This window comes from Streptosporangium brasiliense (assembly GCF_030811595.1).
Classification (GTDB): domain Bacteria; phylum Actinomycetota; class Actinomycetes; order Streptosporangiales; family Streptosporangiaceae; genus Streptosporangium; species Streptosporangium brasiliense.
Genome location: NZ_JAUSRB010000002.1, coordinates 162,376 through 183,944 on the forward strand (window position 1 = coordinate 162,376; position 21,569 = coordinate 183,944).

At 73.3% G+C, this 21,569-nt stretch carries 19 protein-coding genes; 14 read left to right on the forward strand and 5 right to left on the reverse strand.

Features of this window, described 5'->3' with window-relative positions; translation table 11 throughout:
• Window positions 1–90: 90 nt before the first annotated feature.
• From J2S55_RS09270 to J2S55_RS09290, 5 genes are all read left to right on the forward strand, one after another.
• Complete coding sequence (locus tag J2S55_RS09270; protein WP_306858771.1) at window positions 91–2,334, forward strand: MMPL family transporter; 2,244 nt, start codon at window positions 91–93, stop codon at window positions 2,332–2,334.
• A 40-nt stretch (window positions 2,335–2,374) separates the two neighbouring features.
• Window positions 2,375–4,162: a substrate-binding and VWA domain-containing protein gene (locus J2S55_RS09275; protein WP_306858773.1), complete on the forward strand. Its 1,788-nt coding sequence runs from the start codon at window positions 2,375–2,377 to the stop codon at window positions 4,160–4,162.
• Between the two features lie 74 nt (window positions 4,163–4,236).
• Window positions 4,237–6,054 (forward strand): substrate-binding and VWA domain-containing protein, encoded by a 1,818-nt coding sequence (locus J2S55_RS09280; protein ID WP_306858775.1) that lies wholly within the window; start codon window positions 4,237–4,239, stop codon window positions 6,052–6,054.
• The gene (locus J2S55_RS09285) at window positions 6,054–6,785 is read left to right on the forward strand and encodes a hypothetical protein (protein WP_306858777.1); all 732 of its coding nucleotides are present in this window, start codon (window positions 6,054–6,056) and stop codon (window positions 6,783–6,785) included. The genes J2S55_RS09280 and J2S55_RS09285 overlap by 1 nt, the downstream gene beginning before the upstream one ends.
• Before the next feature lie 26 nt (window positions 6,786–6,811).
• A complete protein-coding gene (locus J2S55_RS09290; protein ID WP_306858779.1) occupies window positions 6,812–7,576 on the forward strand; it encodes a PspA/IM30 family protein in 765 nt (254 codons plus the stop codon).
• Between the two features lie 154 nt (window positions 7,577–7,730).
• Here the strand turns inward: J2S55_RS09290 and J2S55_RS09295 are convergent, their stop codons facing one another.
• The 3 genes from J2S55_RS09295 to J2S55_RS09305 all read right to left on the reverse strand — a co-directional run bounded on the left by J2S55_RS09295 (window position 7,731) and on the right by J2S55_RS09305 (window position 9,461).
• Window positions 7,731–8,642 (reverse strand): tetratricopeptide repeat protein, encoded by a 912-nt coding sequence (locus tag J2S55_RS09295; protein ID WP_306858781.1) that lies wholly within the window; start codon window positions 8,640–8,642, stop codon window positions 7,731–7,733.
• Between the two features lie 28 nt (window positions 8,643–8,670).
• Window positions 8,671–8,802 (reverse strand): hypothetical protein, encoded by a 132-nt coding sequence (locus J2S55_RS09300; RefSeq protein ID WP_306858783.1) that lies wholly within the window; start codon window positions 8,800–8,802, stop codon window positions 8,671–8,673.
• Window positions 8,803–8,936: 134 nt separating this feature from the next.
• Window positions 8,937–9,461: a cysteine dioxygenase family protein gene (locus J2S55_RS09305; RefSeq protein ID WP_306858784.1), complete on the reverse strand. Its 525-nt coding sequence runs from the start codon at window positions 9,459–9,461 to the stop codon at window positions 8,937–8,939.
• Window positions 9,462–9,535: 74 nt separating this feature from the next.
• Between J2S55_RS09305 and J2S55_RS09310 the strand changes: the two genes are divergently transcribed.
• From J2S55_RS09310 to J2S55_RS09335, 6 genes are all read left to right on the forward strand, one after another.
• Window positions 9,536–10,402, forward strand: coding sequence for a LysR family transcriptional regulator (locus J2S55_RS09310; protein ID WP_306858786.1), 867 nt, complete (start codon window positions 9,536–9,538; stop codon window positions 10,400–10,402).
• A gap of 195 nt (window positions 10,403–10,597) precedes the next feature.
• Complete coding sequence (locus J2S55_RS09315; RefSeq protein ID WP_306858788.1) at window positions 10,598–11,431, forward strand: ABC transporter ATP-binding protein; 834 nt, start codon at window positions 10,598–10,600, stop codon at window positions 11,429–11,431.
• Complete coding sequence (locus J2S55_RS09320; protein WP_306858790.1) at window positions 11,428–12,936, forward strand: DUF6297 family protein; 1,509 nt, start codon at window positions 11,428–11,430, stop codon at window positions 12,934–12,936. The genes J2S55_RS09315 and J2S55_RS09320 overlap by 4 nt, the downstream gene beginning before the upstream one ends.
• A gap of 57 nt (window positions 12,937–12,993) precedes the next feature.
• Window positions 12,994–13,638 carry a LysE family translocator gene (locus tag J2S55_RS09325; protein ID WP_306858792.1) on the forward strand — a complete coding sequence of 215 codons (645 nt, stop codon included), beginning with the start codon at window positions 12,994–12,996 and terminating at the stop codon, window positions 13,636–13,638.
• Window positions 13,639–14,080: 442 nt separating this feature from the next.
• Window positions 14,081–15,325, forward strand: a complete 1,245-nt coding sequence (locus tag J2S55_RS09330) for a LuxE/PaaK family acyltransferase (protein WP_306858794.1) — start codon at window positions 14,081–14,083, stop codon at window positions 15,323–15,325.
• Window positions 15,325–16,872 (forward strand): acyl-CoA reductase, encoded by a 1,548-nt coding sequence (locus J2S55_RS09335; protein WP_306875272.1) that lies wholly within the window; start codon window positions 15,325–15,327, stop codon window positions 16,870–16,872. The genes J2S55_RS09330 and J2S55_RS09335 overlap by 1 nt, the downstream gene beginning before the upstream one ends.
• Here the strand turns inward: J2S55_RS09335 and J2S55_RS09340 are convergent.
• Together J2S55_RS09340 and J2S55_RS09345 are read right to left on the reverse strand one after the other, a co-directional pair.
• Entirely contained in the window at window positions 16,862–17,854 is a 993-nt protein-coding gene (locus J2S55_RS09340) for an alpha/beta fold hydrolase (protein ID WP_306858796.1), read from the reverse strand. The two genes, J2S55_RS09335 and J2S55_RS09340, sit on opposite strands and share 11 nt — an antisense overlap.
• Window positions 17,851–18,771, reverse strand: a complete 921-nt coding sequence (locus J2S55_RS09345; protein WP_306858798.1) for a Rieske 2Fe-2S domain-containing protein — start codon at window positions 18,769–18,771, stop codon at window positions 17,851–17,853. Before J2S55_RS09345 ends, J2S55_RS09340 begins: the two co-directional genes overlap by 4 nt.
• A 135-nt stretch (window positions 18,772–18,906) precedes the next feature.
• Here J2S55_RS09345 and J2S55_RS09350 point away from each other — a divergent pair, with 135 nt between their 5' ends.
• From J2S55_RS09350 to J2S55_RS09360, 3 genes are read left to right on the forward strand one after another with little or no spacing between them, the layout of a single operon-like run.
• Complete coding sequence (locus J2S55_RS09350; protein WP_306858800.1) at window positions 18,907–19,320, forward strand: hypothetical protein; 414 nt, start codon at window positions 18,907–18,909, stop codon at window positions 19,318–19,320.
• A 22-nt stretch (window positions 19,321–19,342) separates the two neighbouring features.
• A complete protein-coding gene (locus tag J2S55_RS09355; protein ID WP_306858801.1) occupies window positions 19,343–20,254 on the forward strand; it encodes a TOMM precursor leader peptide-binding protein in 912 nt (303 codons plus the stop codon).
• A gap of 22 nt (window positions 20,255–20,276) precedes the next feature.
• Window positions 20,277–21,545 (forward strand): YcaO-like family protein, encoded by a 1,269-nt coding sequence (locus tag J2S55_RS09360; RefSeq protein WP_306858803.1) that lies wholly within the window; start codon window positions 20,277–20,279, stop codon window positions 21,543–21,545.
• Window positions 21,546–21,569: the final 24 nt, after the last annotated feature.

Genomic DNA, 21,569 nt, shown 5'->3' on the forward strand with positions numbered 1-21,569 from the left:
CGCGGAGGTGAGGACGCCGTCGTCCCACGGCCGGACCCGGCGTGAGCACGGCTCCCCCATCCGGGCATACGGGTCCGGCGGTGTGACCCGATGAGCGCGCGGACCGGAAGGCGGCCACTGACCGTACGGGTGGCGAGCTGGAGCGCCGCCCATCCGTGGCGGGCGATCATCGGATGGTTCCTGTTCGTCGTCCTGTGCCTGGGGGTCGGCTCGGCGATCGGCACCGACAAGGCCACCAGCGAGGACTACCGGGTCGGCGAGGCCGGCCGCGCCGAGGCCATCGCGGCCGAGGGGGACCTGCAACGCAGGCCGACGGAGCAGATCCTGATCTCGGTCAGGTCCGGCCCGCAGGACCCCGCCGCGGTCAACGCCGCCGCACGGGACATCACCGTCCGGATGAAGAAGCTACCCGAGGTCGAGGACGTCGCCGCCCCGATCCGCTCGAAGAACGGCAGGACCCTCATGGTCGAGGTGACCATGAGAGGGGCGGAGCTGGACGGCAGCACGAAGGTCGATCCGCTGCTCGCACAGACCGCCGCCGTGCAGAAGGGGTATCCGAACCTCCTCGTGGAGGAGACCGGCGGCCCCTCCATCAGCAAGGGCCTCAACAAGCAGCGCGGTGACGACCTCGCGCTCTCCGAGGCGATCACGCTGCCGGTCACGCTGATCACCTTGCTGGTCGTCTTCGGTTCGGTGGTCATGGCCGGCGTGCCGCTGCTGCTGGCGTTGTCCTCGATCGCCGCGGCCATGGGGCTGTCGATGGTGGTCTCGCACATCGTTCCGGACGCCGGTGTCGGCAACAACGTCATCCTGCTGATCGGCATGGCGGTCGGCGTCGACTACACGCTCTTCTACCTCAAGCGCGAGCGGGAGGAACGGACCCGCTCGGACGGCAGGCTCGGCTCGGCGGCCCTGGTGGAACTGGCCGCGGCGACCTCCGGCCGGACGGTCGTGGTCTCCGGCCTCGCGGTGATCGTCTCCAGCGCCACCCTGTACTTGGCCTCGGACGTCATCTTCTCCTCGCTGGCCACCGGCACCATCGTCGTCGTGCTGGTCGCCGTGCTCAGCTCGATGACCGTGCTGCCCGCCCTGCTGGTCACGATCGGCCACAGGACCGAACGCCGTGCGGCCCGCCGGACCGCCCGGGCGGCGGAACGGGGCGAGCCGCGCCGACCGAAGAAGGAGGGGGCCGAGATCGGCCGGGTGTGGAGCGCCCTGCTGCGGCCCGCGAGCAAGCACCCGGCGATCACGCTGTGCGTGTCGGTGCTCGTCATGATCTGCCTGGCGCTCCCCGTGCTGGGCATGCAGCTGAGGGTGCTGAACAAGGACAGCCATCCGCGCGACGTCCCGGCGATACAGGTCTACGACCGGCTGACCGGGGCGTTCCCGGAGCTGCGGGTCCAGCACAGCGTCGTCGTCCGCGCCGACCCCGCCCACGCCGAAGAGGTGACCGAGGCGCTGAAGGATCTCGGCCGGCGCGCCCAGGCGGACCCGCTGTTCGCCAGGAACGTGCGGCCGAGGCTGCGGACTTCGGCCGACAGCCGGATCAGCGTGCTCGATCTGGCCGTCCCGTTCCGGATGAGCTCCGACGAGGCGATGAAGTCGCTGACGCACATCCGGGAGGACTACCTGCCCGCCACGGTCGGCAGGGTCCCCGGTGTCGAGGCACACGTCACCGGGGACGTCGCCCGTGACGCGGACTACCTCGCCAATCAGAACGAGAAACTGCCGCTGGTCCTGACGGCCCTGCTGCTGCTGACCTTCGTCATGACGGTGGTCGTGTTCCGCTCGGTCGTCATCGGGCTGATCGGGGTCCTGCTCAACCTGCTGTCCGCCGCGGCCTCGTTCGGCCTGCTGGTCATGGCCTTCCAGAGCAGTCTGGGGGAGAGCCTGTTCGGCGCCGACGCCACCGGCGCGATCGGATCCCGGGTGCCGCTGTTCCTCTTCGTGATCCTCTTCGGGCTGTCGATGGACTACCAGATGTTCATGGTCAGCCGGATCAAGGAGGCGGCGCTGCGCGGCGTGCCCACCCGCGAGGCGGTGCTGGACGGCATCGGCCGCTCGGCCGGCGTGGTGACCAGCGCCGCGGTCGTGATGGTGACCGTGTTCGCCAGCTTCGTCTTCCTCCACCTCGCCGAGATGAAGCAGATCGGTTTCAGCCTCGCGGCGGCCGTGCTGCTGGACGCCTTCGTCATCCGGGTCATGATCCTGCCGTCGGCCATGACGCTGCTCGGCCGGGCGAACTGGTGGCCGTCACGCACGATGCGGCGCGCGCAGTCCGCGCGGCAGGAAGGCCCGGCCCTCGTCCCCGCCGTGGCCAGGGGAAACGGGTAACCCCTTGTCCAGGTAAATCGGTTCTTCCTACGATCATGCGGTGGCGTACTCCCCCGCACGACCCCGCTGGCGGATTCTGCCCTACCTCCTCGCCGTGGTGCTGGCCATCGGGCTGATCGCCGGGCTGCGCTGGTTCTTCGGCCGGGAGGACCCGGGGAGCGAGCCGAGCGCCTGCTCGGGCGAGTCGGTGAAGATCCGGGTGGCGTCCTCCCAGGACAAGATCTGGATCCTGCGGGGGGTCGCGAAGGACTACAGCGGCAGGACCGTGGCCGGGCGCTGCGCCGAGGTCGTCATCGACGAGGCCAACTCGGGCGCCGCGATGCGGGCGCTGGCCAGGGGGTGGGAGGAGCGGACCGACGGCAGCCGGCCCGATGTCTGGGCCCCCGCCGCCTCCGCGTGGGTGACGCTGCTGCGCCAGCAGGCCGCGGGCGCCGACGGCACCGTGCCGGTCCCCGAGGGCAGGCCGGTGCCGATCGTGACCGCGCCGCTGGTCTTCGCGATGCCCAAGCCGATGGCCGAGGCCCTGGGCTGGCCGGGCAAGGCCATCGGCTGGGCGGAACTCGCCGAACTGGCGTCCGACCCCAAGGGCTGGGCGAAGTACGGTCACCCCGAGTGGGGCCAGTTCAAGCTCGGCAAGACCAACCCCAACTACTCGACCAGCGGCCTGAACGCCACCATCGGCGCCTACTTCGCCGCCACCGGCACCACCTCCGACCTGACCGCCGGTGACATCTCCGACGCCAGGACCCGCGACTTCGTCAAGGGCGTCGAGCAGTCGATCGTGCACTACGGCGACATCTCGATGACGTTCCTGGGCAACCTGCTCCGCGCCGACGACCGGGGCGAGTCCATGGCCTACATCTCCGCGATCACCATCGAGGAGAACTCCGTCACCGACTACAACCGGGGCAACCCCTCGGGCAACCCGGCCACGCTGGGCAAGCACGCCCCGCCGCGTACCCCGCTGGTGGCCGTCAACCCCAAGGAGGGGACGCTCTTCTCCGACCACCCCTACGTCCCGCTGACCTGGATGGACCCGGCCAAGAAGGCCGTCGCCGACGACTTCCTGAACTACCTGCACAGCGCCCCGGTGCAGGCGGAGTTCCAGTCGTACGGCTACCGCGGCCACGACGGCAAGCTCGGTCCCCGGGCCACCAAGGACAACGGCGTCATCCCCGACGCCGCCGTCACCACCCTCAACCTGCCCACCCCGACCGTCCTGGACAAGGTCCTGCGGAGCTGGTCGGAGCTGCGCAAACGGGCCAACGTGCTGATCGTGGTGGACAAGTCCGGCTCGATGGAGGAGGAGGCGCCGGGCACCGGCGAGAGCCGCCTGGAGCTGGCCAAGAAGGCCGCGATCAACGCGCTGCCGCAGTTCCGGGGGGACGACAAGGTCGGGCTGTGGGCCTTCTCCACCAAGCAGGACGGCGACAGGGACTACCGGGAGCTGGTCCCGGTCGACACGGTGTCGAAGATCGGCCCGGCGCTCGGCGACCGGCTCCGCGAGCTGACCGCCGGGGGCGGGACCGGGCTCTACGACACCACGCTCGCGGCCGTCGAGCGGATGCGCGGGGCCAGGGACAGCGGGGCGATCAACGCAGTGGTCTTCCTCACCGACGGCAAGAACGAGAAGAACGGCGGCATCGACCTGGACAACCTGCTGGGGAAGCTCAGCCCCGACGTGCGCCTGTTCACCATCGGCTACGGCGAGGGCGCCGACCAGGGCGTGCTCAAGCAGATCGCCGAGGCCACCGACGGAGCCGCCTACGACTCCTCCCGGGCCGACACCATCGACCAGGTCTTCACCAGTGTGATCTCCAACTTCTGAACGGCCACCCGCCGCGGCGAACTCTGGCGGGGGGTTGTTCGTCGGACAAGTACTGACACCACCGGGAGGCCGGGTTGTATCAACAGCCGCAGCGACCGCGGAGAAACTTCGCCCCGTTCGTCATCGCGATCATTCTTGCCGGTGCGCTGATCGTCGGACTGCGGCTGTACGTCGGCGACGGCGGGCCGGCCGGGCAGGAGGGGGACGGCCCGTCCAGACGCTGCGGCGACGGCGGGGTCACCCTCACCGTGGCCGCGTCGTCGGAGAAGGCCGAGCTGCTGCGGGAGATCGCGGCCGGCTACAACGGCCGGAAGGTCGGCGAGCGCTGCGCCGACGTCGTCGTCGAGACCAAGGCCAGCGGCGGCGCGATGCAGGCGCTGGCCCGCGGCTGGGACGAGCGCCAGGACGGCCCGCGGCCCGACGTCTGGTCCCCGGCGAGCAGCGGCTGGGTCACCCTGCTCCAGCAGCGCGCCGCCGGCAACGACACCGGCGCCCTGGTCACCGCGGACAACCCGTCGATCGCCAAGACACCGCTGGTCATCGCGATGCCCAAGCCGATGGCCGAGGCACTGGGCTGGCCGGGCAAAAAGCTCGGCTGGTCCGACCTGCTCGACCTGTCGGCCGGTTCCTGGGCCAAGTACGGCCATCCGGAGTGGGGCCGCTTCCGCCTGGGGAAGACCAACCCCAACTTCTCCACCAGCGGCCTGAACGCCACCGTCGGCGCCTACTTCGCGGCCACCGGCCTGTCGGGCGACCTGTCGGAGAAGAACGTCGCCGACGCCAAGGCCCGGACCTTCGTCCGGGACGTGGAGCGCTCGATCGTGCACTACGGCGACACGACGCTGACGTTCCTGTCGAACCTGCAGCGGGCCGACGACGCCGGGGCGGGCCTGAGCTACATCTCCGCCGTGGCCGTGGAGGAGAAGTCGGTCTGGGACTACAACCAGGGCAACCCCACGGGCGACCCCGAGACGCTGGGCAAGCACGGCAGGCCCAGGGTGCCGCTGGTGGCGATCTACCCCAAGGAGGGCACCCTCTACTCCGACAACCCCTACGCCGTGCTGACCGCACCGTGGGTGGACGACGTCAAGCGCCGGGTGGCCGCCGACTTCCTGGCCTACCTGCAGGCCCCGGAGCAGCAGGGACGGTTCGCCGAGTCCGCCTTCCGGTCGTACGAGGGGAAGGCGGGCAAGCTGATCACCGAGGCGAACGGCCTGCTGGCCGCCGAACCGGAGACGACGCTCAGCCCGCCCGCCCCGAACGTGCTGGACAAGGTGCTCTCCAGCTGGGCCGACCTGCGCAAGCCCGCGAACGTGCTCATGGTGATCGACGTCTCCGGCTCGATGGGCGCCACCGTGCCGGGCACCGGCAAGAGCAAGCTGGAGCTGGCCAAGCAGGCGGCGATCAACGCCCTGCCCCAGTTCGGCCCGCACGACAAGGTCGGGCTGTGGATGTTCTCCACCAGGCGGGACGGGGCCAAGGACCATCTGGAGCTGGCCCCGCTGGCCACGGTGGACGCCGCCCAGCGCAAGAACCTGCGGGCCCGGCTCGGCGGCCTGACCCCCGACGGCGGGACCGGCCTCTACGACACCGCGCTCGCCGCCTACGGGCACGTGCGCGACCGGCACAGCGGCGACGCGATCAACGCGGTGGTCTTCCTGACCGACGGCAAGAACGAGGACGTCGAGAGCATCTCGCTGAAGAACCTGCTGCCCGGCCTGCGCGCCGAGTCGGCCGAGGATTCGGTGCGGATGTTCACGATCGCCTACGGCCAGGACGCCGACCTCGGCGTGCTGAGAACGATCTCCGAGGCGACCGACGCGGCCGCGTACGACTCTCGCGAGCCCGGAAGTATCGACCAGGTGTTCACCGCGGTGGTATCCAACTTCTGATGTCCCGTCTCATCGACGAATTACGCGATCCGTGGGGCCTGCTGCTCGGCGCCACCGCCGGCGGCGCCGCGTGGGCCGTCAGCGTGCACCCGGCCGCCGCCGGGGCCGTCGGGGTCGCCGTCTGGCTGGCCAAGGCGGCCACCGCCGCCCTCCAGGGCCGCGGTGGCCGCGCCGCGCCGGCCGTCACCGCCGGCAGCCAGGAGGCCTACTGGCTGGGCCGGGCCGGCTCGGCCGCGCACGGCTTCGGCGAGCTGAGCGCCTCCATGGGGAACGGCCCGCTGGCCGAGCGGATCGCGCTGATGCGGCCCCAGGTCGACGACTCCACGGCCACGCTGGAACGCCTGGCCGAGCAGGCCTCGCTCACCGGGACCGCGCTCGCCAGGTTCGACCTCGACCGGCTCCGGCAGGAGCACGCGCGGCTCACCCGTGCCCGGAAGGGGGCCAAGCAGGGGCTGGTCCACGACATCGACCGCGCGCTCGCCTCGCTGGCCGCCCAGCGGGCCGTGGTCGAGCGGCTCTCCGAGACCCGCGCCCAGGTGCTCGCCCGGATGGAGTCGAGCACGATCAGCATCGAGGGGCTCCTGGCCCGGGTAGTGGAGCTGTCGGCGATGTCGGCCACCGGAGCCCTAGAGCCGGCCCGGGTGCTCGACGAACTCGCCGACAGCCTCGAAGGGGTCCGCCAGGGCCTGCACGAAACCGAACAGATCACCCGCGACGCGCTGGATCGCTGAGCCGCCGGATCTCTAAGGAGCCCCCCATGTTCAAGGTCATCCGCCGGGCCTGGCGCTATCTGGTCTTCGCCGTGTCCGGCCGGCTGGACGAGCTGACCGACCCCCGGGTCCAGATCGAGCAGGCGATCCAGGAGGCCAAGGAGCAGCACCAGCGGCTGACCCAGCAGGCGGCCGCGGTCATCGGCAACGAGCGCGAGCTGGGGATGAGGCTCGCCCGCTCGCTGGAGGAGACCGAGAAGCTCCAGGCCAACGCCCGCCAGGCCGTCCTGCTGGCCGAGCGGGAGAGGGCCGCGGGCGACGAGCGCAAGGCGCTGTCCTACGAGGACTCGGCCCGCGCCTTCGCCTCCCGGCTGGTGGCGGCCGAGACCGCGCTGCGGGACGCGCAGCTCATGCACGGACGCGCCGGACAGGCCTCGGCCCAGGCCCGCGCGGCGGTCGAGAACAACGCCATGGCTCTGCAGAAGAAGATCGCCGAGCGGATGCGCCTGCTCTCCCAACTCGACCAGGCCAAGATGCAGGAGCAGCTCAACAGGGCCATGGGCGACCTGTCCGGCCTCGCCCCCGCCGGGGACACCCCGACCATGGACCAGGTCCGCGAGAAGATCGAGAAGCGCTACGCCCGCGCCCTCGGCGAGGCCGAGCTGACCTCCAACTCCGTCGAGGCCCGGATGATCGAGGTCGAACGCGCCGCCCTCGACGTCGAGGGGGCCGCCCGCCTGGAGGCCATCAAGGAGAGCCTCGGCCTGGACAGGAAGCCCGAGGTCGAAGGCCGCCCCGGGGCCGAAGGGTGACCCGGGGCCGAAGGCACCGCGCCGGGTCCGCGCGGAAGGCTCCGGACACCGGCCCGTCCCCGCAGGCCCTGCGGCCCCTCAGCCGGCCCCGGCCTCGCCCAGGCGGTGCGTGGGGTCCCGGACGCCGGTCCGTCCCCGCGGGCCCCGCGGACCCTCAGCCGGATCTCGTCCGCACGGACGCGGACAGGCGCTCCACCTCCGGGTGACCGGGGCCGAGGACACGACGTTTGACGCGCAGGGCCTCCCGGTAGCGGCGCCCCGCGTCCTCCGGACGGCCCTGGAGGTCGTCCAGGTGTGCCAGGTTCACCTGGCACACCGCCACCTCGTAGTGGTCGGCTCCCAGCCGCTCACGGAAGATGCCGACGGCCCGGTGGAACGCCTCCTCCGCCTCGGCGTGCCTGCCCTGGCCCGTCAGGACCGCGCCGAGCACGGCCAGGTCCGCCGCGACGTGCTCGTGGCGGGGGCCGAGCGCTCCCTGCCGGATCTCGATCGCGGCCCGCGCGTGGCGCTCTCCGGCGGGGCCGTCGTCGCCCCGGGCGTGCGCGAGCCCCGCCAGGTTGTGCAGGGCGTCGGCGCGCGCCAGGTCGTCGGCTCCGTGCCGCTCCAGGCGGCTCAGCGCTCCCCGGTAGCACTCCTCGGCCTCGCCGTACCGGCCGGTCTCCTTGCACAGCACGCCCAGGGCCAGCCGTACGGCCGCGCCCCGCTCGTGGTCGGCCCCGTCCACCAGTTCGAACGCCTGGCGCAGGTGCTCCTCGGCTGTGGCGTACCGGGCCCACCTGCGCTCGACGTCGCCCATCCGGATCAGCGCGTCGGCGAGCGGTCCGTCGCGCCCGGGGCCGGGGGGTGCCGCGGCCAGCGACTCCACCGCCCGCCGGGCGCACTCATGCGCCTCCGTGTGGCGCGTGAGCCCGTGCCAGAGCGACGCCAGATCCACCAGGAGCGTCGCGTGCCCGGCGAGATCCGTGCTGTCCACAGCCTCGGTCGCCCGCCGCGCCCACCGCTCGCCCTCGGCGTACCACCCGCGCCTGCGGCAGTAGACACCCCGTACGAGGCACCGCCGGATCATCCTGATCCGGCGGCGCCGGACGGACCGGTCAATCACCGTCGACGGACGGCTCGCAGTGGTTGGCGATGCGGATCGCCTCCGCGGTGCCGGACAGCAGCACCGAGAAGGCGGGCACGGCCAGGGCGATGGCCAGCGCGTACAGGCGTGTGATCTTCCGCATGACTCGCTCCTTTTCCGGAGGGACCGGGACGTCCTCATCGTGACGCCGGGAGCTTGTCGGTCACTTGGAGGTGGCTGGCGCGCCGGTCTCCGGAGAGCCGTCGAGGCACAGCGTCTCCGGAGAGCCGGCCAGGCTCAGCGGACGGGCAGGTCGTAGACCCGGCGGACGCTGCTCGGGGCGGCCCTGAGGTCGGCGCCGTAGATGTGGAGGGAGATCGCCGTGCTGTCGCCGGTGTTGCGGACCTTGTGGATGTCCCCGGGCGGGGCGAAGCCGCTGACCTCCCCCACGTGGTTGGCCGTCCGGCCGATCTCGGTCAGGTGGTCGCCGTCGAGACGGTAGAGCGTCTCGTGTTCGATCCCTTGCAGGACCCCGAACGCGCACCACGCGATGTGGTCGTGGATCACCGTCTCCTGGCCGGGCCGCCAGACCACGGCCAGGATCGAGAAGGCGGCCTCGGTGTGGAGGGTGTGACCGACGTAGTGGTCCGGATCCCCCAGCCGTTCCCGCTCGGTGAGGATCTCGGGAGAGGGCAGCCGGTCGCGCAGCAGGTCGGCCACGGCGAAGGCCGTCGTCCGGGGGGCGGTGGAGCCGTCTGCCAGCTCCCGGACCCCCGCGACCAGTTCCGCCAGGCCGGGACGGGCGAGTGTCATCGTTCCCATGTCTCAAGGGTGCGCCGGACCACTCATAACGTCTAATGCCTATCTTTCCGCTTATTCATAGATAATGTTGATACATGCTCGATGTCGTACGGCTCCGCGTGCTCGCCGCCGTGGCCAGGCACGGATCGGTCACCGCCGCGGCCAGGGAACTGCACTACTCCCAGCCCTCGGTCAGCCACCACCTGGCCAAGCTCGAAAGCGAGACGGGGGCCAAGCTGATCCAGCGGGTCGGCCGGGGCATCCGGCTCACCGAGGCGGGCCGCCTGCTGGCGGAGCGGGCCATCGAGATCGTCGGGCGCATCGACTCCGCCTCGGCCGAGCTCTCCGCGCACGTGGGCCTGCGCGCGGGCCGGGCCAGGCTGGCCGCCTTCCCCTCGGCCCTGGGCACGTTCGTGCCGGAGGCCGCCGCCCTGCTCGCCGGGGACCACCCCGGTCTGGAACTGCGTCTGACCGAGACCGAGCCCCCCGAGGCCCTGCGCATGCTCCGCGCGGGCTACGTGGACGTGGCGGTCATCTTCCGCTACGACGACACCGCCCCGGAGGACGACGGCATCCAGCTGGTCCACCTGCTGGACGACCCCAGCTATCTGGTCACCGCCGGCCGGCCCGGCGACCTGGCCTCCCACCGCGACAGCCGCTGGATCGGGGGCTGCGACCGGTGCCGGAGCCATCTGCTCGACCTGTGCGCCAAGGCGGGCTTCGAGCCGGAGATCGCCTTCACCACCGACGACATCGTCGCCGTCCAGGCCCTGGTGGCGGCCGGGATCGGGGTGACGGCGCTGCCGGCCCTCGCACTGCGGGCGCACCGTCACCCGAAGGTCAACGTGATCGAGCTCCCCGGCTCGACCCGGCACGTCTACGCCGCCACCTACGGCGAACCCCCCGTCCCCCCGGCGACCACCGCCCTGCTGGCCGCCCTCGTCTCCGCGACCCGCCCGTAACCGGCCCGTACGCCGATCCACCCGTGAGCGGGCCGCCGGCGACCGATCCCCGTCGCGCCTGGGCGCAGCCGCCCGCCCATGACCGGCCGGCCCGCCACGGCCGATCCGTCCCCGCGATCCCGCCGCGGCCGGTTCACCCGCTTCCGTCCGCGGTGGGCCCGCGCGGACCCGGAGGGCGCCGAGTACGCTCGAACGGTGTCTCCAACGATCATCACGGTCCGCGACGTCGGGGTGGAACTCGGCGGCAACCCCGTTCTCCGGACCGTCGGCCTGACGGCCGCGCCCGGCGAGATCGTCGCCGTGATCGGCGCGAACGGCGCGGGGAAGTCGACGCTGCTGCGCTGCCTGGCCGGGCTGCAGCCCCCCGGCTCGGGCGAGCTCGACGTCCTGGGCGGCCCACCGAGGGACGACTCCGCCTTCTGGCGTGACGTCGTCCTGGTGGGCGACGAGCCCGCCTGGTATCCGGGGCTGACCGCCCGTGAGCACCTGGAGCTGGTGCGCGCCGTCCACATGCCACCCCGGCTGGAGGTCGACGCGGCGCTGGAGCTGTTCGATCTGGAGCGGCGGGCGGACGCCTCACCGCTGACCCTCTCCACCGGCCAGCGGCAGCGGCTCTCGCTGGCGAGCGCCCTGCTCCGGCCGAGCCGGCTGCTCCTGCTCGACGAGCCCGAACGCGGGCTCGACTCCGCCTTCCGCCAGCGCCTGGCGGCGATCCTGATGGACTACGCGGCCTCCGGCGGCACGGTGGTCATGGCCACCCACGATCTCGGGCTCGCCGGCGCCACCGGTGCCCGCCAGGCCGTACTGGCGGACGGACACCTGGACGACGGGCGCACGGCGGCCGGGCGGGCCACGACCCCGCACCCGGACAACGGGCGCACGGGCGATGAGCGCGCGGCGGACGGGCGCGCAGGGACCGGGCACGGGGGCGAAGGGACCGGGCACGGGGGCGAAGGGACCGGGCACGGGGGCGGAGGGCACGCGGCGGGCAGGGGCACAGCGGACGGACGCGCGGCGGGCGGGGCATGAACGGCGGGCAGGGCATGAGCGGCGTCCCGGCGATCCGCGCGTCCATCCGGTCGCGCCGCCGCACCTCCACGGGCTGGCTGGACCGCTACGCCGCCCTCTTCGGGCTGGCGATGGCGGCCGCCGTACTGGCCCACCCCGTCTCCTCCGCGCTGGCGGCCATGGTCCGGCAGCCCGATCCGTCCCGGATGGGGGCCGGAGTCGCCCTGGTCGCGCTGGCCTACACAGGCCTGCTCGCCGTCGCCCGCGTGGTGGGCCCGGTCGCGCTGACCGGCCCCGACGCCGCCTGGCTGCTGCTGTCCCCGCTGGACCGCCGGGAAGTGCTGGGACGGACCGCGAGGCTGCTCCTGCTGGTCTCGGTACCGGTCGGGGCCGCGCTGGGGATGGGCCTGCTCGCCGTCCTGGGCGCGCCGGACCAGCTGGCGGTACGGCTGGCCGCCGCCATGGTCCTGGGGGTGTCGGCGGCGGCCGGCGGGATGGCGCTGACCGTGCTCTCGCAGTCGTCGCAGACCTGGAACTCGTGGCTGAACGTGGCCCTCGTCGCGATCACCGTCCTGGCGGCGGCCGCGGCGCTATCGGCCTCGGGAGCCGCGCGCCGGTCCCTGCCCACCGTCGCGGCCGCGCCCGCGACGCCGGGCGCGGTCCTCGCGGGCGCGGCCGCCGTGGCGGCCGCCCTGCTCCTACGGCTGGCCTGGTCGTCCCTGGCCCGCATCCCGGCCCGGAGCCTGCTGGCCGCCTCCACCCGCGCCGGTCATGTGGCCGACGCGACAGTCGGCATGGATCCCGGCGCCCTGACCTGGATCGCCGAGGACAACCACTGGCGCGGGCGGGCCCTGCGCTCGCGGCCGTGGCCGCCGCTACCCGCCCCGCTGGCCCTGGCCTGGCAGGACTGGCGCCGCCTCGGCCGGCGCCCGGGACGGCCGGCCGCCCTGCTCGCAGCCGCCGCGCTGCCCCCGGTGGTGGCCCAGGCCACCGGGGGCATCAGCGCGATCACGGCGGGCGCCGTGCTCGCCGGTGCGCTGGCCGCCTCGGTGGCGGGCACCTCGGGCGCACGCCGCGACGCGGACAACCCGGGCCTGGCTCGCCTGCTCGGCGTCGACGCCCGTGCCGCCCTCACCGCCCGGGCGCTGCTGCCGGCACTGCTGAGCGCCGTCTGGCTCACCCTGGCCCTGACCGGCCTGACCCTGACCGGGATGCTCCCGGGAGGTCCGTGGTGGCTGTTCGGGCCGCTGGCCGCCCCGGCCCTCGCCGCCGCGGGCCTGCGGATGGCGCGGCGGCGTCCGATCGACCACGCGATGCCGGTCATCGAGACGCCCGCCGGGGCGGTGCCCACCGGCCCGGTGCTGTGGGGAGTGACCGGCGCGGACCTCGCGGCGCTGGGCTGCCTCCCCCTGGCGCTGGCGCTGACCGTCGGACCGGCCGCGCTCGGCGGTTTCCTGGCCGCCCAGGCACTGGCGGGGGCCGCCGTCCTGTGCTGCTACCTGCTCCGCGCGGCGAAGAGCCCCTGAGAGCACCCCGCGGAAAACCTGAGGCGGTCAGGGATCGGGCCGTCCTACGATCCTGATATGCCAGATTTGACGACACTCGCCCTGTTCGCCGCGGCGACGCTCGCCCTGCTCCTCGTGCCGGGGCCCGCGGTGCTCTACATCGTGACCCGCAGCGTCGCCCAGGGCCGTGGCGCGGGCATCGTGTCGGTGCTCGGCATCCACCTCGGCTCCGTGGTCCACGTGGCCGCCGCCGCCCTCGGGGTCAGCGCCCTGCTGGCCGCCTCGGCGACCGCGTTCGCCGTGGTCAAGTATCTGGGCGCGGCCTACCTGATCTGGCTGGGCGTCCGCAAGCTGATGTCCCGCCAGGACGACGCCGAGACCTCCGGGCCGCCGGTCGCCGACCGGTCCCGGATGTTCTGGGAGGGCTTCGTGGTCAACGTGCTCAACCCGAAGACCGCCATCTTCTTCCTGGCCTTCCTGCCGCACTTCACCGACCCCGCCCGGGGGCCGATCGCCCCGCAGATCCTGCTGCTGGGCGCGGTCTGGATCGCGCTCGGCCTGGCCAGTGACGGCGCCTTCGCCCTGCTCGCCTCCGCCATGGCGGGCCGCCTGCGCCGCTCCGCCCGCGCCCGTCGCCGCCTGGACGTCACCAGCGGCGTGGTCTATCTCGGCCTGGGCGCCGTGGCCGCGTTCACCGGCGAGAGCGCCGCCGCCAAGGCGTAGGGCCCATCTCCCGTCGCCGGGAGGCCCGGCGGCCCCGGCCGTCATCCGTCCGCGGCCTTCCATGGACGCCGGCGTCCGGGGACGGGGAATGCAGTCCGCATTTTATGGATATATCAGCATAAATAATTATTCATGGCACGCGTTCGCCGGCCGCCCGTCGGCGCGCCCGGCGGTGAGGGACGACCTCGGGGCTGGAGTCGCTGCGGAGTTGGAGTCGTCGGATTGGAGTCGTCGCGGTTGCGAGCAGGTCGGGCCGGCGCCTCCTGCCGCAGGTGGCCCGGCACCGCGGCACCCCAGGACCATTCCGCTCACCCATATCCGGGGTTTATAAGACGCAATCAGCCGTTAAATAACGAAATTCAAGTTGGCCGGCCAGGAATGTCGCACGCATTCTTCGCCCCACGCTCTGTTCAGGCCGCCGAATAGGAGCGACTATCGGACCGTGCCCGGTCCGAATCCACGGCTGACGGCCGTCCCCGATGTGCAGGCCCTGCTCGTCTGCACCAGGCTCTGGTCCACGGGAGCCCCGATCGACGAGGGGGCGGCGGCCCGCCTCAGAGAGGCCGTCCTCGTCGGCAACCACCGTCGCTACGCCGCCGCCATCCCCGCCTACGCCGCGCTGGTCGACGAGTCGCCCGCCGCCCCGGCGGTCACCGTGGCCGACATCCGTGACAGGTTCCTGGTCACCGACGGACTCTTCAAGAGCTACGACCCGGCCTGGCTGGAGGACGCGCCGGCCGAGCTGACCCGCTGGCTGGGGTCGATCTTCACCGAGCGGCTCACCGACCTGGACCTCGCCACCGGCGACATCAGCCAGTGGCGCGCGGCCCTGAAGCGGCACGGGGTCTACGTCACCTTCTCCAGCGGCACCGGCGGGCGGCCGTCCCTCGTGCCGAGGGACCGCCCGACCCTCGCCGCCCTCCGCGCCTGTTCCGGCGTGCGGCTGCCCTGGACGCTCCGCGCGGGGACCTACGACTTCCTCCAGCTCGTCACCCCCGGGCTGGGCCTCGGCATCCAGTCGGGGGCCGCCGGCCTGGCCGCCGGCGCCGTGCGCGTCCACCACCTGCGGGCCGCCCCGTTCGACCTGCGCTCCCTCGCGGGCGGCCCCGGCCCGCCGGGCGCCCCCGACCACGACGCGGCGGCCGACTTCCTGGCACGGTCCGAGCGGCCCGTGCTGGTGTTCGGGACGCCCGCGGAAGTCTCCGATCTCATCGATCACCTCGCGTCGGCGGGCCGGCACGTACGGCTGCTCCCGGGCAGTCAGGTGGTCACCGGCGGCGGCTGGAAGGGCCGCACCGCGATCCGGCGGGAGGAGCTGGTCGAGGGGGTCCGCGACCGCCTCGGCGTGCCGCCCGGCCGGTGCGTCGACACCTACTCCACCTCGGAGCTGAACACGGTCTTCCTGACCTGCGTCAACGATCGCTACCACATCCCTCCGTGCGTCGAGCCGGTCGTCGTGGACGACCTCCTGGTCCCCGTCGACGGCGACGACGTGGTGGGCAGGCTGGCCGTGCTGGACCCGTTCGCCCTCTCCTACCCGGGGTCCGTCGTGACCGGCGACGCCGTACGGCTCCGCCGCGACCCGTGCGGATGCGGCCTGGCGGGACCGACCCTGGCCGCCCCCATCGTGCGGGCCGCCGGGGCCGGAGAGCGCGGATGCGCCACCGTGGAAGGGGGGGCGGGGTGATGCTCGACGCCCGCACGGTGGCCGGGACGCAGGTCGTCCGGCTCCCGGCCGTGGTGCGGGGGGAAGTGGTGATGCCGCCCTGGCCCCGGGTGGCCGACGTCGGCCGGGCCGTCGCCGAGCGGGGGTCGCGCCGTGTCCAGGGCCCGACCGCCGACGGCTGCCACCTGATCGGGCGGGCGGTGGTGGACCGCGACACCCTCCAGCTCACCGGTGAGACGCAGGTGCTCGTGCTCCCCGCCCCGGACGCCTCCTCGCTGCCCGAACCGGACCCCGCGGGCGCGCTGCTGGAGCTGGCCCGCACGCCCCTGGCGGAGGTCCTCACCTTCGTGGACGCGATCGGGGCGGCGCTGCGGTCGGGCTCTCCGGAGGCGGCCGAGGCGGGGGCGTTGCTGGCGGCGACCTCGCTGGTCGCCGACCGCGCGCACCGCGCCTTCCTCGCCCAGCTGCCCTCGCTCTTCGACGGCGCCGCCGTCGGCCGCATGATCGAGCGCGATCTCGGGACGGCCTCGCTCGACACCTGGCGGAAGATCGACGAGACGACCGTCTCCGGAGTGACCGCCCGTTTCGCGGACCACATCTGCGAGGTGCCGCCCGCGCTGCGCGCCTTCCCCACCAGGCAGCTCCACCTGACCGCGGGCAACGCCCCCGTGGTGCCGGTGGTCTCCCTGCTGTGGGCGTGGGCGACCAGGGGGGCCTGCGTCGTCAAACCCGCCGCCGAGGCCGCCGCACTCGTCGTCGCGCTGGGCGCGGCGCTGCGGGACACCGACCCCGCCCACCCGCTGGCCAGGCACACCACTCTCGCCTACTGGCGGGGCGGCGACCAACGGATGGAGGCGACCCTGCTCGCCGACGGAGCCTTCGACCGGCGGGTCGTCTGGGGAGGCGCCGAGACCGTCCGCAGCGTGACGGCCCGCGGCGGGGCCACCGACACCCTGGTCATGGGGCCGCGGTTCTCACTGAGCATGATCGGCGCCGAGCTGCTGCGGGCGGATCCGGAGGCCGCGGCCCGCCGCGCCGCGGTCGACTCGCTGATCGCCAATCAGGCCGCCTGCACCTCCTCGCTGCTGCACGTCGTGGAGTGCGACACCGCCACGGCCGACGACTACGCGCGCACGCTCGCCCGGGTGCTGGCCGAGTGGGACAGGGCGCTGCCGCACCGGCCCTCGCCGCAGGCCCAGGGACACCTCACCCGGCTGCGCAGGGGGCTGCTCGGCACCGGGCGCTGGCATGTCAACGGCGACTGGCCCGAGGTGTCGTCGGCGGTCGTGCGCGTCGACGGCGCCTTCGACCTCGCCCACCATCCCGGCTCCCGGCTCGTCCTGGTGCGCGCGGTCGACGACCTGCGCCGGGCGCTCCCGTCGCTGGGGCCGGCCGTATCGACGGTCGGGGTGGCTCCGGAGGGGACCCGGCTCGCCCTGCGGGACGCCATCGCCGCCCGCGGGGTGGACAACGTCGTCCCGCTCGGCGCCGCCGAACACGGATACGCCGGGCGCCCGCACGACGGCATGCGGGTGCTCAACCGGCTGGTCCGGTGGGTCAACGGCTGACTTCCGCCGGGGCGGGGTCCGGCGGCCCGCCGTGCTCCGCCCCGGCGAGGTGCGCGCCGACGATCCGCAGGGCGGCGCGTGGCTCCTCGAGCAGGGCGAGGTGTCCCGTGCCGGGGAGCACCCGCAGGGCGCCGCCGGGGGCCGCCGCCGCGATCGTCTCGGCGCAGGCGCGGTGCGCCGGGAGCTCGCCGTCGCCCACCAGCACCAGGAGGGGGGCGGCCACCGCGGACAGGCGCGCCACCGGCTGCCGCGGCTCCAGGAGAGGGCGGATGCCGGCGCCGGCGAGCTCGTCCCAGGCGTGCCGGCCGATGACGTCGGCGAGCGCGGAGTGCGCCGCGGGGCGTGCCGCGATCCCGCCGAAGATCGGTCGGCACGACATCCAGAGCGCGGCCGTCCGCGCCCTCGAACCGGCGCTCCGGTGGAGCAGGGCGAGATCGAGGTAGTGGCGCTCGACCGCCCGCTCCTGCGGGCCACCGGCGTAGGACGGCGCGGCGAGCGTCCAGGAGGCGAACGCGCGCGGGTGGCGTAGCGCCATCTCCAGGGCGACGACGGTGCCGAAGGACAGCGCGACGACGTGCCGGACCCCCGCCTCCAGCGCGCGGCCCGCCAGCAGGTCGGCCAGCGCGGCGCGGTCCTCCCCGCCGCGCAGCGGCCTCGACCGCCCGTGCCAGGGGAGGTCGACCGCCACGTGCCCGCGGCCCGGCAGGTGCCTCCAGAGCGGTGGCCAGATGGCGGCGCCCATCGTGTAACCGTGCAGCCACAGCACGCCGCCGCCCCGGCCCGTGTCGTCATCCCGGCCCGTGTCGTCACCCCGGCCCGCACCGCCGCCCCGGCCGCTCCCGATGACGGCCAGGCCGTCCCAGTCACCGGTGACGGCCGGCCCGGCCTGACCGGTCGGGTCGCCGCCGGGCGGGCCGGTCGGGTCACCGCCGGCCTGACCGGGCGGGTCACCGCCGGGCGGGCCGGGAGGGGCGCCGTTCACCGGCCGGCGCCGAACTGCCGGCAGTAGGCCCGGTAGGCGCGCACGAGATCGTCGCCTTCGGTGTATCGGGGGACGACCGAGGTGTCGAGGTGCTCCCAGATCACCACGTCCTGCTCGAAGGCCGTGCGGCTGCCGCTGACGAGCGAGGCCACCTCGCGGACGGTCAAGGGCCCGCCGGCCCTCGTGCGGGGCACCGCGACCGTCACCCGGACCGTCGAGGTCCCGTCGCACGCGGGGGTGGCCGCGGTGATGACGACGTTGGGCTCCTCCGGCGGCCCCAATTCCGTGGCCACCAGGTTGGGGCTGAACACCAGGGCGCGGAACCGCGCCCTGGCCGGGTCTCCCTCCGGCTCGGCCGCCTGCCAGCGGTTGGGGCGCGCCATGTCGAGGTCTCCTTCGACGCGGAGCGGCCCGCCCTCGGCCGGGTGGACGCTCAGCCGGGGACGCCTGTCGAGGCCGTGGACGGGGGCGAAATGGTCGGCGTCGAAGACGTTCTCGATGACGTATTCCGCCGGGACTCTCACCCGTAACGAGAATCCCGACACGATCCGGTGGCTCCGCTGCAGGCCGTCCAGGAATCCTTCGAGCCCGGTGTCGCACGACGGATCGGACAGGACGAAAAGGCCGCCGGCCCGGACCGTCGAACGGTGACGGCCGACCTGGAAACGGCCTCCCCCGTCGCCCCCTAATTGCACCCTGTGTCCATGGAAAGGGCAAATGATTGCATTTCCATCGACCTTTCCACCATATCCGAGATGAGCACCTCTATGCGGACATATCGCATCATAAACCCCCACGTCACCGCCCTCCCGGACGGCGATCAGCGGACGGCCCCCGAGGTCGAGAGGTGTGACGCCGTCACCGATGTCGGCGCCGAACGCCAGCTGCGTCCACCCTGAGGAGATCGACAATTCCATCCCCTTTCCGTTGGTCGGGACCCGCGGAGTCTCTCGCCTTAAAAATCAATTGTGCGGATGATTACCGGCCATTGCTTGTCATGCCCCAAAAGCTTATGGTACAGGCACAGCGCCCAATCGAAAGAGGCGATCAGAATGACCGAGAACAATCCGTTCAAAGATCTCTCCGGAGTGCCCGAAAGGTCACCGGACGACCTTCAGCGCGCGGAGAACCTCAGGAAGAAGGAGCAGCTGCGGACCGTCGGCGACCTGGGTCTGGCCGACCCCGGCGAGCTGGAGCAGCTGCCCCAGATCCGCGACCTGACGGTCAACGACCTCAACGACCTCGCCGCCGAGTTCAGCGGCATCCCCACCGGCAACCGCCGCGTCACGTCGCTGACCCTCGACGACCTCCAGGACCTGGAGGGCGTGTTCTTCGACTTCAAGCGGTCCGTCGGCGGCGAGCTCATCCGGAACGGAGGCGCGGTGAGCAGCGTCGACGTCTCGTGCTGCTGCTGCACCCCCTGCTGCTGCTGCGCGGCGGCCGACATGGCCCACACGGCCTCCTAGCACCTTGGCGACCCAGGAGCCGTTGAGCGCGCGCGAACTCCAGGTGGCCCACCTGGGCCCGGACGAGGCCGTCGCCAAACGCGGGCTGACGGAGGTGCGGCTGGCCGCCCCCGGCATAGGCGCCCTGCTCAGCCAGGTCGTCGCCCTCGCGGACGGATCACGTTCGCTGGACGGGCTCGTCGACGCCTTCCCGCCGCAGGAGCGGGAGGACGCCCGGCAGGTGGCCGTCACCCTGCAGTCACGGGGCCTGCTCCGCGAGGACGCGGGAGACGACCCCTCGGCCCGGTTCTGGGCGAGTGTGGCGCGGCTGTCCCCCGACGGGCCGGGCCGGATCGCCAAGTCGGCGGTGCTCGTGACCGGCACCGGCCGGGTCGCCGACACCCTCGGCCGCTCCCTGGCGGCGTGCGGTGTGGGCCGGGTCGAGACGCGGCCCACACCGGCGGCCGGCGAGGACGGCTGGGATCTCTGGTGCGCCGCGGCCGACGGCCCGGCGGACCCCACCCTCGCCGAGGTGGCGCGGCGCGCGCTGGACGCGCGCGCCGTCCTGCTGCCCGTCTGGATCGACGACCTCGTCATCCGGGTCGGCCCGCTCACCCATCCCTTCGACACCGCGTGCCTGCGCTGCTATCTCCTGCGGGCCGACTCCGACGACGTGTGGCGTGAGGCCCACGCGCTGCTGCGCGCCCAGCCCTCGCCCGGCGCCGGGTTCCTCCCCTCGATACCCGCGGTGGCCGGGGAGATCGCGGCCACCGAGGCCGTCAAGCACCTCGCCGGGCTGCCCGTGACCACGTGCGGCCGCGTCATCGAGGTCAGCCTGGTGCCGTTCCACTCGGCCGTCCGCCGGGTGCTGCGCGTCCCTCGCTGCCCCGACTGCAGCGGGACCGCCCGGCAGGGCGCACCCGTGATCACTCACGGTTCCCAGCTGGCGGAGTGAACCCGCCCGATAGGAGAGGTGGATGGACCTGCTCGACGCATGGACCGATCTCGTAGACCCCCGCACGGGCATCGTCCGTGAGATCACCGAGCTCCGGATCGACGACGACGAGCCCCGCTTCGTCCACTACCTGTCCGAAGCCTGTTCCGCGGAGGCCCTGGGCTTCCTGAAGAACTTCGGCAACAACGGCGGGGCGGCGACGGATCGGCGCAGGGCGCTGGCCAAGGCGGTCGGCGAGGCGGTCGAGCGCTACTGCTCGGCCTGCTTCTCCTACGACGACCTCCTGATCGCGTCCTACGCCGAGCTCGACCGGCCCGCCACCCCGCCGGACTCCTACGCCCTCTACCGCCCGGAGCAGCACGGCGCGCCGGGCTTCCCCTGGAAGCCGTTCACCTCCGGCACCCGGGTGGCCTGGACGCCGGGGCGCTCCCTGGTCACCGGGGGCGAGGTCCTCGTCCCCGCGGCCTTCGTCTACGTCCCCTACCACTACCGGGCCGACGCGGCGATCGCCCAGCCCATCTCCACGGGGCTGGCCTGCGGCTCCTCCCCGGAGGAGGCCACCCTGTCGGCCCTGTGCGAGGTCGTCGAGCGCGACGCGTTCACGCTCATGTGGCAGGGCCGGCTGAGCCGCCCCCGGATCAGGCACGACAGCCTGCCCGACTCCCTCACCGACCTCGTGCGGCGCTTCCAGGCCGTCGGGCTGGCGGTGCACATCGTCGACATCGGCACCGACATCGGCTGCCCGTCCGTCATGACGATCGCCGAGGGCTTCACCCGCACCTCGCCCGCGCTCGCCTTCGCCGCCGCCTCCCACCCGGACGCCGAGGTCGCCTGCCGTAAGAGCCTGGAGGAGCTGGCGCACACGCGGAAGTTCTCCGTCCAGGTGATGAACTACCTGCCGCCGCTCCCCGTCGAGGTGGAGGCCGGTCACCCCGCGGTCGACGGGCAGCGGGCCCATCTGCGCTACTACTGCCCGCAGGAGTCGAAGGAATACGCCCGCTTCGCCTGGGACTCCCCCGAGGAGGTCGATCTCGACCTCTCCCCCGGCCGTGACCGCTCCCTCGGCGCGCTCGTCGCGGCCGTGGCGGCGGCCGGCGAGGACGTGATCGCGTGCGACCTCACGACGCCCGACATCGCGGAGCTGGGGCTGTCGGTCGTGCGGGTGGTCGTCGCGGGCCTGCATCCGCTGCACATGGGGCACTCCAACCGGGCGACCGGCGGCCGGCGGCTGGCGGCGCTCCCCGGCTGGTCCCCCGGCGACGACAACCCCCATCCCCACCCGTTTCCCTGACGAGGGAAATCCCCCGACGAGGAA